This window comes from Breznakibacter xylanolyticus (assembly GCF_003254275.1).
GTDB lineage: Bacteria > Bacteroidota > Bacteroidia > Bacteroidales > Marinilabiliaceae > Breznakibacter > Breznakibacter xylanolyticus.
Genome location: NZ_QKZK01000039.1, coordinates 15157 through 28641, shown reverse-complemented (window position 1 = coordinate 28641; position 13485 = coordinate 15157). Strand labels below are relative to the sequence as shown.

At 49.2% G+C, this 13485-nt stretch carries 11 protein-coding genes; 5 read left to right on the top strand and 6 right to left on the bottom strand.

Translation table 11 applies throughout. From position 1 onward, the window contains the following. From LX69_RS15365 to rlmD, 3 genes are all read right to left on the bottom strand, one after another. Positions 1-286: transposase (locus LX69_RS15365; RefSeq protein ID WP_185741722.1), on the bottom strand; the 286-nt coding region annotated here is incomplete at its 3' end. Between the two features lie 348 nt (positions 287-634). Beyond that, on the bottom strand, positions 635-1351 hold the full coding sequence (locus LX69_RS15360) for a hypothetical protein (RefSeq protein WP_111446927.1): 717 nt from the start codon (positions 1349-1351) through the stop codon (positions 635-637). A gap of 158 nt (positions 1352-1509) precedes the next feature. Next, positions 1510-2919 carry a 23S rRNA (uracil(1939)-C(5))-methyltransferase RlmD gene (gene rlmD, locus LX69_RS15355; protein ID WP_111446931.1) on the bottom strand — a complete coding sequence of 470 codons (1410 nt, stop codon included), beginning with the start codon at positions 2917-2919 and terminating at the stop codon, positions 1510-1512. Positions 2920-3588: 669 nt separating this feature from the next. On the opposite strand from rlmD, the gene LX69_RS15350 reads away from it, so the two are divergent. The 4 genes from LX69_RS15350 (at position 3589) to LX69_RS15335 (ending at position 7825) form a co-directional block, all read left to right on the top strand. Then, positions 3589-4491 (top strand): prephenate dehydratase, encoded by a 903-nt coding sequence (locus tag LX69_RS15350; protein ID WP_111446926.1) that lies wholly within the window; start codon positions 3589-3591, stop codon positions 4489-4491. Positions 4492-4508: 17 nt separating this feature from the next. Then, the gene (locus LX69_RS15345) at positions 4509-5675 is read left to right on the top strand and encodes a pyridoxal phosphate-dependent aminotransferase (protein ID WP_111446925.1); all 1167 of its coding nucleotides are present in this window, start codon (positions 4509-4511) and stop codon (positions 5673-5675) included. Positions 5676-5722: 47 nt separating this feature from the next. Then, positions 5723-6817 (top strand): bifunctional 3-deoxy-7-phosphoheptulonate synthase/chorismate mutase type II, encoded by a 1095-nt coding sequence (locus LX69_RS15340; protein ID WP_111446924.1) that lies wholly within the window; start codon positions 5723-5725, stop codon positions 6815-6817. Between the two features lie 231 nt (positions 6818-7048). Beyond that, a complete protein-coding gene (locus tag LX69_RS15335) occupies positions 7049-7825 on the top strand; it encodes a prephenate dehydrogenase (RefSeq protein WP_111446923.1) in 777 nt (258 codons plus the stop codon). A 27-nt stretch (positions 7826-7852) separates the two neighbouring features. Here LX69_RS15335 and tilS read toward each other — a convergent pair whose 3' ends face one another. Beyond that, complete coding sequence (tilS, locus tag LX69_RS15330; RefSeq protein ID WP_111446922.1) at positions 7853-9205, bottom strand: tRNA lysidine(34) synthetase TilS; 1353 nt, start codon at positions 9203-9205, stop codon at positions 7853-7855. 86 nt (positions 9206-9291) lie between these two features. Here tilS and LX69_RS15325 point away from each other — a divergent pair, with 86 nt between their 5' ends. Next, complete coding sequence (locus tag LX69_RS15325; protein WP_111446921.1) at positions 9292-10224, top strand: tRNA-dihydrouridine synthase family protein; 933 nt, start codon at positions 9292-9294, stop codon at positions 10222-10224. Between the two features lie 644 nt (positions 10225-10868). Here the strand turns inward: LX69_RS15325 and recN are convergent. Beyond that, positions 10869-12524 carry a DNA repair protein RecN gene (gene recN / locus LX69_RS15320; RefSeq protein WP_111446920.1) on the bottom strand — a complete coding sequence of 552 codons (1656 nt, stop codon included), beginning with the start codon at positions 12522-12524 and terminating at the stop codon, positions 10869-10871. A gap of 5 nt (positions 12525-12529) precedes the next feature. After that, positions 12530-13471, bottom strand: coding sequence for a type IX secretion system protein PorD (gene porD, locus LX69_RS15315; RefSeq protein ID WP_245935042.1), 942 nt, complete (start codon positions 13469-13471; stop codon positions 12530-12532). Positions 13472-13485: the final 14 nt, after the last annotated feature.

Below are 13485 nucleotides of genomic sequence, written 5' to 3'. Positions count from 1 at the left end.
GCTTAGCCACAATTTCGGGCACAAACGTATTGTTTCTGTCTCGAGGGGTTGTTAATTCAAACTCTCCGGTAGAGCTTTTTACTGTTTTGGTCGTAAGCCCATTTCGCTTGTTTCCGCCCTCATGTTTAAGGTGTTGTTCAAGCTCTAGGGCCAATGCCTTTTCTAAAAAATGCTTGATCAGAGGGGTGAAAACACCGTTCTCACCCATGAAATTCTTTTTCTCATAAAGTCCCTTGATCGCTTCCCGTTCAAAGTCTTCGTAACTGAAATCTGGTTTGTCTTTCATTGTCTGCAAAATTAATATTTATATATTGCAGACACAGTTCCATGAATAGTCTCGTATTCTTCGTCTTCACAGTCTAATCTATCTATCTGCTGTCTAAAATTCTTCTTGTCTTTTATTGTCACAACTAAGCGACATTGATATAAGTATCAAGACACAAGTATCAAGATTTGAGACGATGATGTTTTTTTATCATTGGCTGCGCCAATCATTGATTCTCCGACATGTCGCTTGGTCACCGTCATAATGGTTTTATGTATTTATAATTTCACACTCCTCCACTCCTCCTTTTTTCCACTTTTACACTCCTCCACTTTTACACTTTTCCACTCTCCACTTCTCCCTCCTTCTTTATTTAATTCTAGCCAGATACTTCGCTTTAATTTCCTGAAGATAATTCAAGCTCAATGTCGGGTTGTAAATCCGAATCATGTCGGTGATTTCAAAGTTGTTGTGGAAATGGCCGATGGCAGCATCAAAGTTGCTCTTTTCCCAGTTGTTTTTGACCTGATGCGTGATGTCGTCAAATTCCTTCCACGACAGCAATTTGGGGATAACGATGTATCCATGGTCTTTTTCGGTCATGTCCAAATAAATGCCATGATCAATTTCCTTGAGGATGAAGAACTTTTTGATGCGAATGATAGCCTGTGCTTCGATTTTGTGGCTTGGTTTCTTAGCCAGTTCAAACCCTTCTTTTATAAATAATTCCTGAAGCTGGGCAATTTGGTCATACGTATCGAGGTGGCGGATGCGTAATACATGGTATAAGTCGTTATAAATGTTTACGGTTCCCGCTGCTGCGTGCATATTAACTGCCGGAAAGTGGGTGCGTATTTTCAACCATGCACGGGTTACTTCCTCAAGCGTGTAAAGATGCTTGAGCACGAAATAAACGTAAAGAGGCTTGGCATCTACCGGGACTTCATTGTAATAGCCAAAAAAGCCGGGAAATGGTTCCGGAGCTTCCAGTACAAACGTATTGGGCAATATCTTTTCGTCCATCGAAATCAATGACTCCAGTTTCATCAGATTTCCATACCGTTCAATGATGTGTTCGCTGTTCATATCGGTCGGTTTTAGGGGTACGGTTTTTTCTGATTAATTTATGCAAATGGTGTTACAATTGCAATGTTTTTTTTGTGCAGAGGTACGATGATCAGTTTCCTAAAAAAAAAATAGAGACGCGGCATGCCGCGTCTCTATAATGGATTTTTTTTTATGGATTATTTTCGTATCAATAGCACCACATTCTCAACATGATGCGTGTGGGGGAACATGTCCACGGGCTGTACTTTTTCAACGCGGTAGCGCACGTCCAGCAGGTTGAGGTCGCGTGCCTGGGTGGCCGAGTTGCAACTCACGTACACGATGCGGTCGGGCGCCACGGTCAGGATGGTGTTGGTGACATCTTCGTGCATGCCCGCCCGTGGGGGATCCACAATCATTACGTCCGGATGGCCGTGTGTTTCTACAAAATCGTGTGAGAGCACATCTTTCATGTCGCCGGCAAAAAACAAAGTGTTGGTAATGCCGTTGATGGCCGAGTTCACCTTGGCATCCTCAATGGCCTCGGGTACGTATTCAATGCCAACCACTTTGCGTGCCTGGTGTGCCACAAAGTTGGCAATGGTGCCGGTGCCGGTGTACAGGTCGTACACCAGTTCGTTGCCCGTGAGGGCGGCAAAATCGCGCGTGACTTTATAGAGTTCGTACGCCTGATGCGAATTGGTTTGATAAAACGATTTAGGGCCAATCTTGAATTTGAGGCCTTCCATCTCCTCAATCATGTGGTCTTTGCCGGCAAATCTGCAGATTTCCTGATCGGTGATGGTGTCGTTGGCTTTTTCGTTGATGACATACATCAGCGAGGTGATTTGCGGGAACTGCTGAGACACTGCGGTCAACAAAGCCTCGCGTGCGTCCTTGTCTTCGTGATAGAAGACCACGATCACCATCACTTCGCCATTGGATGAGGTGCGGATGATGAGTGTTCGCAGGAATCCTACCTGGTTGCGAAGGTCAAAAAAGCTGAGCCCGTGTTCAAGGGCATAGGCCTTAATGAACCTGCGGATGCCGTTTGACGGGTCGGCTTGGAGGTAGCAGGTGTCCACATCCACCACTTTGTCGAACATGCCGGGGACGTGAAACCCAAGCCCGTCGCGATCGCTGAATGTCTCGACAGATTTGAGTTCGTCGAGCGACAGCCATCGTTTGTTGGAGAAGGTGAACTCCAGTTTGTTGCGATAATATGTGTTCTTGGCCGAACCTAAAATGGGCATCACTTCGGGCAGTTGCACCTTGCCAATGCGCATCAGGTTGTTGGTGACCTCTTTTTGTTTGTAGATGAGTTGCTGTTCGTAGGGTAGATGTTGCCATTTGCAACCGCCACACACCCCAAAATGACTGCATACCGGTTCTACCCGAATGGGCGAATACTTTTGGTAGCGGATGGGAAATCCTTCAAAATAGTTGTTGCGTTTTTTGGTGACCTGTACATCCACCACATCGCCGGGTACGGCATGTTGCACAAAAACCACCCTCTCTTCGTATCGTCCGATGGCTTTTCCCTCGGCTGCGACATCTGTAATCTCCAATCCCATCAGGATGGGCGCATTCTTTTTCGATCTGCTCACTGCTTCTTGATTTTCGGCCGCAAAATTAGTCATTTCAATCTGCAATCGCAATCGTCAGAGGATAACATTATTTTGCATTTTGTGCAAGAATGGTGAGGTGGTGTTTGTGGTTGAATTAATATTTTTCATTTGAATTGAGGATTGGTATAACTCCGTGAAACTCGGTGTCTCCTACTAAATAACAATTTTGAGTTATCTGCTTTGTTATTTAAACGCATGGCGTAACACATTAACTCAGCGCCTTCGCGCCTTTGCGTTTATTCTGACTCCGTGAAATCAGTGAAATGATGTTGTATGACACAGAGTTGTATTCTATTGTTTCTGATGGTTTTGAATTCATTCGTGGAAAAACGTCTTTTTAGCATGTACTTTATACGTTTAATTCGCGCCATTCGCGGACATCTTTGCTTATCAATTGGTTGATTGTCTTAAATTTTTTTTCAAAAAAAAGCTCCGAAAAACCTCACCATAGATGAAAAAAACTATATTTGCAACATCAATCGAAAGCCAAGATGAACCATTCTGTATTCTTTTATAGCTTTTATTTTTACTTTTTTGGTTATTCAAAAGAGCAGGGTGGGTATTGTTTATAAAATCATTGAATCAATAGATATTAAAACAAAAGCTCACCCGAACGGTGGGCTTTTTTTATGATTATATTTTACGATTATGAACTCACAACGACGTAGGGTTGCCATTCAGGGGGGATACGGAGCCAATCACGAAATTGCTGCAAGAGCGTTTTTCGATGGTGAAGACATTGAAATTGTGCCATGTCATACTTTTCCCGAGTTGTTTGCGACCATCAAGGCCGACCCGTCCATTTATGGGATGGTGGCCATCGAAAACACCTTAGTGGGTAGTATTTTGGCCAATTATACATTGCTCAAGGATTCGGGATTGGTCATTATCGGGGAGTATAAGTTACGCATCCAGCACCAGTTGATGACATTACCGGGACAAACCATCGACGACTTGACCGAGGTGCGTTCGCATCCTATGGCGTTGGCTCAGTGTGAGGAGTTTTTTAAAGCTTATCCCAAAGTTAAGTTGGTGGAGCACGAAGATACCGCATTGAGCGCTAAGGAAATCAGCGACAATCAGGAGCGGGGGGTCGGTTCCATTGCGCCGTATTTGGCTGCCGAATTGTATAGAATGGAAATCATCGCTTCGGGCATCGAAACCAATAAACGCAATTACACACGTTTTTTGGTGGTGAGCGACCATGGAAAAATTGAGGTGGACGAACTGCTTAACAGTGGCCGCATCAACAAAGCATCGCTGGTGTTTTCGTTGCCCCACGAGGAAGGAAGTCTTTCAAAAGTGCTCACGATCCTGGCTTTTTATGGCATCAATCTCTCAAAAATTCAATCGATGCCTGTGGTGGGTAACGAGTGGGAGTATCTGTTTTATGTCGATGTGGTGTTCAATAACTACACGCGTTATCTACAGTCGCTCGATGCCTTTCGTCCGCTTACCAAAAAACTTCGCATCCTGGGTGAATATGAGAATGGACGCCAGTCGTACGCCGCTGAGGATGCCCCTGAGAATGAAACAGCAACTATGCATTGATCTAAAAATATTAAACAATGAATATACAACCCGCCCAACGGATTAGTCGTGTTGAGGAGTATTACTTCTCACGCAAGCTTAAGGAAATAGACCTGTTGCGCAGCCAGGGAAAGGCTGTGATCAACCTGGGTATTGGTAACCCCGATTTACCCCCGGCGCCCGAGGTGTTGGATGAACTGGCCAATGCTGCCGCCCATCCGGGACACCATGGTTATCAGAGTTATGTGGGGATTCCTGAGTTACGTAAGGCTTTTGCCGATTGGTACCGGACATATTTTAATGTGACACTCAATCCGGTCAATGAGATTTTGCCCATGATGGGTTCTAAAGAGGCCATCATGCACATTTCCATGGCGTTTCTCAATCCGGGCGATGAGGTGTTGTTGCCCGACCCAGGTTATCCCACTTATCTGAGTGTTTGTAATTTGGTGGGAGCTACCCCCCGGACTTATTTGCTCGATCCGGCTCGCAACTATGAGCCCGATTTGGAGGCTTTGGCCAAGCAGGATTTGAGTAAAGTGAAGTTGATGTGGGTGAATTATCCAAATATGCCCACGGGGGCGACCGGCAGTCGTGCTTTGTTAGAGAAATTGGTGGCATTTGGGAAAGCTCACAATATTTTGATTTGCAATGACAATCCTTATAGTTTCATTCTCAATCAGAACTATCAAAGCATTTTGAGTGTTGAAGGAGCAAAGGAGTGTTGCATCGAACTGAACTCGTTGAGCAAATCGCACAACATGTCGGGATGGCGCATCGGGATGATGGCTTCAAATGCCGAATTTGTACAATATGTGTTGCGGGTGAAAAGCAACATGGACTCGGGAATGTTTCGCCCCTTGCAAATGGCTGCCGTTAAGGCATTGAGCCTGCCCTCAAGCTGGTACGACGAGGTGAACCGCAATTACCGCGAGCGTCGTGAGATTGTTTTTGAGATGATGGATTTGTTGGGTTGTACTTACGATCCCAAACAGGTGGGCATGTTTGTGTGGGGGGCTATCCCTGCCGATGTCGAAAGCAGTCGGGCTCTCTCAGATAAGGTGCTGTATGAGGCTGATGTGTTTATTACGCCGGGATACATTTTTGGTGAGCGATGGGATACACACATTCGCATTTCGCTTTGTACCAAGGTGCCTGATTTGCAGGACGCCAAAGCACGCATTCAAAAACTGCTTGGAAAGTGATGTTTCGGGCGTTAAAAAATTAAAAAACTTAAAAAAACGATACAGTTATGGTAAATCTTGATTTAGAACCTTTGTCGCTCCCCGGGTTGGAGCTGAAACGACCCATCATTATTGCAGGCCCTTGTAGTGCCGAAACTGAAGAGCAGGTGCTTGAGACGGCTCGTCAGGTGGCCGCACAAGGCGTGAAATTGTTTCGTGCCGGTATCTGGAAGCCGCGGACACGTCCCGGTGCTTTCGAAGGCGTTGGATCCATCGGTTTACCCTGGCTTAAGCGCGTGAAGGAAGAGACCGGTTTGTTTGTGGGCACTGAAGTGGCCACCGGACATCACGTGTACGAAGCTTTAAAACATGGCATCGACATACTTTGGATTGGGGCTCGTACGTCGGCCAACCCATTTGCCGTTCAGGAAGTGGCCGATGCGTTGCAGGGGGTGAACATTCCCGTGTTGGTAAAAAACCCTGTGAACCCTGATTTGGAACTGTGGATTGGCGCCATTGAGCGCGTGAACCGTGCCGGCGTGAAAAAAATTGCCGCCATTCACCGTGGTTTCTCGTCCATCGACAAGAGCGAGTATCGCAATCATCCCCAGTGGCAAATCCCCATTGAGTTGCGTCGTCGGGTGCCCAATTTGCCCATCATCACTGACCCCAGCCACATTACCGGTAAGCGCGAACTGTTGTTCGATGTGATGCAGGAAGCCATGGACTTGAACTTCGACGGTCTTATTATTGAGTCGCACATGTGCCCCGAAAAAGCCTGGAGTGATGCCTCGCAGCAGTGTACCCCCGTGCAGTTGAAAGAGATGCTCGACAAGCTGGTGATTCGTCATCACAACATTGGCGACACCCCTCGTGTGACCCTGGACCAGTTGCGTAAGAAAATTGACAGCCTGGACGTGAAACTTCTGGAGCTGATGAAAGAGCGCATGGCCGTTTCCGAAGCCATTGGTAAATATAAGTACGAAAACAATATCACCATTTTGCAAACCCGTCGTTACGACGAGGTGATGAAAGATCGTATCGAAAAGGCCGCCAAATACAACCTCGATAACGAGTTTGTGGAAAAGATGTTCGAAATCATCCACGAAGAGTCCATTCATCGCCAAAGCATTGTGATGAACAAAGATTTGGGGCAGAAGTAATTTCCCCCGTTTGTAAAGGCCGGGTTTCCGGTCTTTTCTCTTGTGGTCTGTTTTCTCATTCAAATAATCCGGGTGTCGGGATGGCTTGCATCTTGATACTCATCTTTTCATGTGTAGATTGATTGACGTGCATCCGGCGAATGTGACAATTGTTTGGTGGATGTGCTAACGAAAAATACGAAATAACCACAACTCCCCCTTTGGGGGATGAGGGGGCTTAATCATTAAAAAATGAAAATATGTATTCTTGGTGCCGGAAAAATGGGCACCTGGTTGTCGGATGCCCTGTGTTTGCAACACGAGGTGGCTATTTTTGATACCGATGTTAAAAAACTCAAGTTCCTGTTTAATACCCAGCGTTTTTCAAAACTCGATGAAATCCGTGAGTTTGAACCCGAGATGGTGATCAATGCGGTGGCACTCAATTATACCATTGCTGCTTTTAAAGAGGTGTTGCCTTATTTGCCAAAGGGATGCATCCTCTCGGACATTGCTTCGGTAAAGACGGGGTTGGAAGCCTTTTATCGCGAGTCGGGATTCCGATTTGTGTCCACTCACCCCATGTTTGGCCCTACCTTTGCCAACCTAAAGGATTTGGGTCATCAGCATGCCATCATCATCACCGAGTCGGATCATTTGGGCAAAGCATTTTTCAAAGATTTCTATGCTTCGCTGGGCATCAACATTCACGATTATTCGTTTGACGAGCACGACCAAACCACGGCTTATTCGTTGTCGATTCCCTTTTCGTCGACCCTGGTGTTTGCGGCCTGCATGAAGAAACAAAATGCACCGGGAACCACCTTCAAGCGTCACTTCGAAATTGCCAAGGGGCTGTTGTCGGAAGATGATTATTTGTTGACCGAAATCCTTTTTAACCCCTATACTTACGAACAGGTTGAGAAGATTCGTGAGCAGCTCAAGGTGCTGCTTCATCTGATAAAAGACAAGGATTCCGAGGGCATGAAAGCTTATCTGGCCTCGGTGAGAAAAAATATTTTGGAATAAGGTGTTTTCATCTAAACCCTCAAGGTTTCAAAAACCTTGAGGGTTTTTTTCACCCAGTGAAATCTCCAATATCCATTTGGTTGTGTTGGTGATGCGATAGCGGTTGTCTACGCGTCGTCCCACCACCCACACAATGTTGTCGGACGAGAGCAGTAACCACGCATTTTCCTTTTCGAGCAGACTCATTTTTTCATCGGTAAAGAAATCGCTCAATTTTTTGAAGTTCGACATGCCCAGTGGCATAAAGGCATCGCCCATTCTCCAGTGGCGCAGGGTGAGGGGGAAGTCCACGCGGTCGGCATCCAGGTGGATGCAATTGGCATCGGTGGAGAAGCGGAAGTCAGCCGGCCGCTCAAAGGTGCGCAGATGCAAGCGCAGTGGGTTTTCAGTTTGGGTGATGTCGCCGGCGATGGTGAATGTTTCTGTTTCGGAGGCTTCGTGCCGCGGGGTGACCACCAGGTTGTGACGGTCACGTATGACACGATGGGTGGGGGAGAGGAACTGTTTGCCCGGTAACCCTTTGAGGCTGGCGATGATGTCGGCCACATGTGTGGCGTTGAAGTTCTTGTGGCGCAACAGCTCGAACAGGATGAGCCCCTTTTGAGGATGGTTGCTGAGGCGGCTCAGTGGGATGATTTGAATGCCTTCCTCATCGGCCACCGATTCGTTGCGAAAGGCCTCCACCTGTTGTCCCAACATGGCTTCGAGTTCCTGCATGCGCGCCATGGTGTTGTGCATGGTGGCCAGGAACGAGGGGTTGATGTGGCAAAACTCCGGCACAATGCGGTGGCGGATGTGGTTGCGCGTGTGGTCACAGCAGTCGTTGCTCGAGTCGTGTCGCCAGGTGAGGTGGTTTTCCCGGCAGTAGGTTTCGATGTCGATTCTCGAGAAATGGAGCAGGGGGCGAATGAGCTTTCCCGTGCACATGGCCATGCCGCTCAGACCCCTGATGCCGGTTCCGCGCGTCAGATTGAGCAGAAAGGTCTCCACGTTGTCGTTGGCGTGGTGTGCCGTGGCAATGTGGCTGCAGCCTGTTTCGGAGGCCAGTTGGTCGAACCATTCGTAGCGCAACACCCGTGCGGCCATCTCGATGGAGATGCCTTTTTGAGCCGCAAAATCCCGCGTGTTGAAGTGGCGGACGTGGAATGGCAGTTCGTGCGTTTGGCAATACAGGGTTACAAAGGCTTGGTCGCCATCCGACTCATCATCGCGTAGGTGAAAATTGCAGTGTGCCACCACCACCGGTTGTTGCACGGCCACCAACAGGTGCAGCAATGCCATGGAGTCGGCACCGCCACTTACGGTGACCAGCACGCGTTGGTGGGGCATGAGGCCACATGCGTTGGCAATGGTATGGCGAAAGGTGGCGGTGGTGAGCATGGTGGTGAATTTTGCGGTAAAGATATGAAACCCGAAGGTTTAAAAGAATCGCTTGTTTATCTTTGACATCCCAAAAAACGACTCACATGACAATGTTGTATGCCGCCCCGCTTCAGAGTTACACCACCGTGATGCACCGCATGGCCTGGAGCCGTCATTACGGCGGGATTGATAAGTTTTTCACCCCATTTTTCGATGAGCATCCCACGGGTGGTTTCGACCCTCGTTTGTTGCCCGAGCTGGAGCCGGCGTTCAATCAAGGGCTCCACGTCATCCCGCAGGTGCTGACCCATTCGCCCGATTTTTTGTTGAAGTTTGCCAACGAAGTCTCGCGGCTGGGCTATCGTGAAATCAACCTGAACATGGGATGTCCGCATGTGCCGGTGGTGCGCAAGGGCATGGGAGGGGGGCTGCTGGCACGTCCCGAGGTGGTGGATGCCTTGTTGCATGCCTTTTTCGAGTCGTGTGGCCACATGCAACTGTCGGTGAAGATGCGGTTGGGGGTGGAGGCGTTGCAACAATGGGAGGCCATGGCTGAGGTGCTGAACCGTTACCCGCTCACCGAGGTGATGGTGCATCCGCGCACCGTGAAGCAACAATACAAGGGAGAGCCTCATTGGGACGAGTTTGCCCGGATGGTCGACGTCATTCGGCATCCGCTGGCGGGCAATGGCGACATTGTGTCCGTTGAGGGTGGACGTGCGCTCATGCAACAGTTTGAAGGTGTGCAGCGATGGATGATCGGGCGCGGATGGCTGTCGCGTCCCTGGTTGGCCGAGGAGCTGGCCGGATGTTACCAGCCTCAGGACGAAATTAAGCGCCTTCAGGCTTTTCACCAGACTTATTTCGACCTGGTGGAGCAACACATCACCGACCCCAACATAAAACACAATCGATTACATGATTTCTGGTTTTATTTGTGCGAGAATTTTGACGGTGGTAAGCGCTGGTATCGTTCGCTGACCAAGGATAAAAGCCTGCGTACTTACATGACGCACGTCAGAACCTTGTTTGCGTGAGCCGAAGTTGCCTGATGCAAGGGCTCTATGTCGAATTCAGGGGGTGAGTAAATAGCGCACGAAATGAATTGGTACACCTGATTCAATGTCGTTTCGTTAAGCCCCAATGGGGCGCCAGCAATAAAGCAGGGCAAAGCCCTGCATATTTGTAGCAAACGAGCTCAAGCCCTGAAGGGGCGTAAGCTTAAACCCCTTCAGGGCTCTAAGTTTGTGGTTGCATTCTTCGTTGATCGATGCCCAACGCTACTGCTTATCGCCCTTTTATGGCTTAACTTAACGACATTGACTTATGATTCCCCACACAAATCAAAATGGAGCCTGAAAATTGTTACACCCCGAAATTTCGCCTCCCATTTTAGCTGCACGCGTGCAGCAGCCTAAAATTCCGCGTGGTTGGCTCCTGCAAACCTGCAGCAGCTTAAAATGAGGCGTGGTTGGCTCCTGCAGACGTGCAGCAGCCTAAAATGAGGCGTGGTTGGCTCCTGCAAATGTGCAGCAGCCCAAAATTCGGCGTGGAAGCTTGCTGCACTCTTGCGGCTAAACATTCACCCGCCCGCCACGTAAAAACGTTAAATCATTGTGCTTTTTTCGTGCTTCTGCGCTCTTCGTCCTTTTGTCCTTTTGCCCTCTCGCACTTCTTCCCGTCACTGCTTCATCAATTCGCGAGCATTCTTCAGCGCTGCTTCGGAGAGTTCGCTGCCGCTGAGCATTTTGGCAATTTCGGTGATGCGTTGTTCGGGGGCTAACAGTTCAATTTTCGACACGGTTTGTCCCGTTTCATCGGTTTTGAAAACTTTGTAATGATGCTGACCGCGACCGGCAATTTGTGGCAGGTGGGTGATGCTGATCACCTGTATGTTTTGACTCATTTCGGTCATGATGCGTCCCATTTTGTCGGCAATTTCGCCCGATACCCCGGTGTCTATTTCATCGAGCAGCAGCGTGGGCAATCCTTTCGCCGAAGATATGAGCGCTTTGATGCAGAGCATCAGACGCGACATTTCGCCCCCCGAGGCCACCTTGTCGAGGCCCGCCGGGGTGCCGGCCTTGTTGGCCGAAAAGAGGAATTCGATGTCGTCCTGCCCCTCTTCGCCAAATTCTTTCTTCAACTGGTGCGACACAATCAGTCTGGCATTGGGCATGCCCAGGTCGGTGAGTTTGCCTTGCAGCGATGATTCAATGACCGGGAAGGCTTTTTTGCGGATGGACGTGAGCCCGTCGGCGGCTTTTTGCACCTGTGCTTTCACCTTGTCGATGGCCGCCTGTAGCTCGGCCATCTGTTCTTCGAAGCCCGTGAGCAGGTTCAGGCGCGTGCGGTAGTCGTTGGTTAGGGCAATGAGCTCGGCCACCGAGGCGGCGCGGTGTTTTTTCTGAAGGTCAAAAATCAGGTCGAGGCGTTGCTGCACCTGTTGCAACTCTTCGGGTTGATGATCGGTGGTTTCGGTTTTATAGGCCAGTTCGGCAGCCAGGTCTTTGAGGTCGATGTAAGCCGCTTCGATACGTTGCAGCATACCCTCGGTGTCGGGTAGGAAACTCTGAATTTTGGTGAGGCTGTTGCGCACGCCTCGCAATCCTTCCAAAATGTTTTGTCCCTCGCCATCGAGCAGCGTGGACGATTGCACCAGTGAGGCTTTTATTTCGGCCGAGTGGGTGAGCTGTTGTAGTCGGTTTTCAAGTTCTTCCTGTTCGCCGTCAATGAGTTTGGCCGCTTCCAGTTGCGTGAGCTGAAAGGTGATGTAGTCCTGGTCGGCTTTTTGTTTGTTGTTTTCCTCAATCAGTCGATCCAGTTTGTGCTGCAAATCACGGTATTGGTGGTACACCTCGCGGTACACCATTTTGGCATCGGCTGAGCCTGCAATCACATCCACCACCATCTGTTGGTAGTGGTTATCGCCCAGCAGCAGCGTTTGATGCTGCGAGTGAATGTCGATCAGGCGCGAGGTGAGTTCCTTGAGGATGGTGAGATTCACCGGCGTGTCGTTGATGAACGCCCGCGACTTGCCGGCCGGGTGTATCTCGCGACGAATCACGGTCATGGGGTCGTAGTCCACTTCGTTGTCGTTCATCAACGACTCCAGGCCGTAATCGGCCACGTTGAATACGGCTTCCACCACGCATTTCTGGCTTTTGTCTTTGAGCACATCGGCGTCGGCTCGCTGCCCCAATATGAGACCCAGGGCTCCTAAAAGTATGGATTTCCCGGCGCCGGTTTCACCCGTGATGACCGAAAAACCGGGATGTAATGCAATGTCTGCCTTCTCAATGAGGGCGTAATTGGTGACTGTTAACGATTTCAGCATGGGCGTTAATTGTTAGCAGATATTTTTTTGTATTTGTCCAAATTGGTCGGGTCTATTTCGGTGAGCAGTTCCACCACCCGTTGTTTTTCCATCGAAAACGATTCGGTAAAGATGTTGACAATTTCGTCGCTCTTGGCGCTGAAAAATACTTGCAGATAAAATGAACCCGGCTTTTGACGGAAGGTTTTGCGCAGCAATTCCAGGGCAGTGGCCACTTCGCCGCGTCCGGTTTCGGCTTTCTCGGCCATGCGATCCAGCCCCTGGCGATGGTATTTGTACATGCACTCACGCACCGGCTTGTGGTGTTCGTTCAGGATGTTTTCGACCAGCCAGTAACGGTTGCGGGTTCCCTCAAACGACTTCCAGCCGGCTTCTCTGGCGCTTTGTGCCTGGTTCACCAGTTGTTCGGCTTTCTGAAAGGTGCCTGTTCCGCCCATGGGGGCAAAGGAGTCTTCGTCCATGCCGATGATGAGGTAGGCGTAGTAGGCCATGAGCCCCACCAAATTCGACTCAAACGAATTGGGATTGTAGGTCAGGGGCTCGTTTTCGACATATCGCACGTGAAAGTTCTGGTCGATGTAATTGAACAGCGTGGTGAAATACCCCGACTGATACACCGGGCGCCGAGCCTGCACCTGAATGGTGCCCTTGAATTCGTCGGTGGAGATCACTTCCTTGATGTTGATCATGATGTTGCATTCGATGCGTTCATCGGTGGCGTAAACCTTGTCGGTCCAGCGCTGCGAGTTCATAAACTCGTTGAGCGACGATTGCATGGTCTCAAACACTTTGCGGTTGGTACCCTGTATGGAGGGTGTCACCACCGACACGTTGCAGCGCAGCTCTTGTGCCGTGGCTGTTTGCCCCCAAAGGAGCAGTGTGAGAATGCCTCCAAGGACGATGATCCGCAATGGGCGTAAATGATTAAGAAGTGATTGTAACATCATGGTGGTTGTGAATA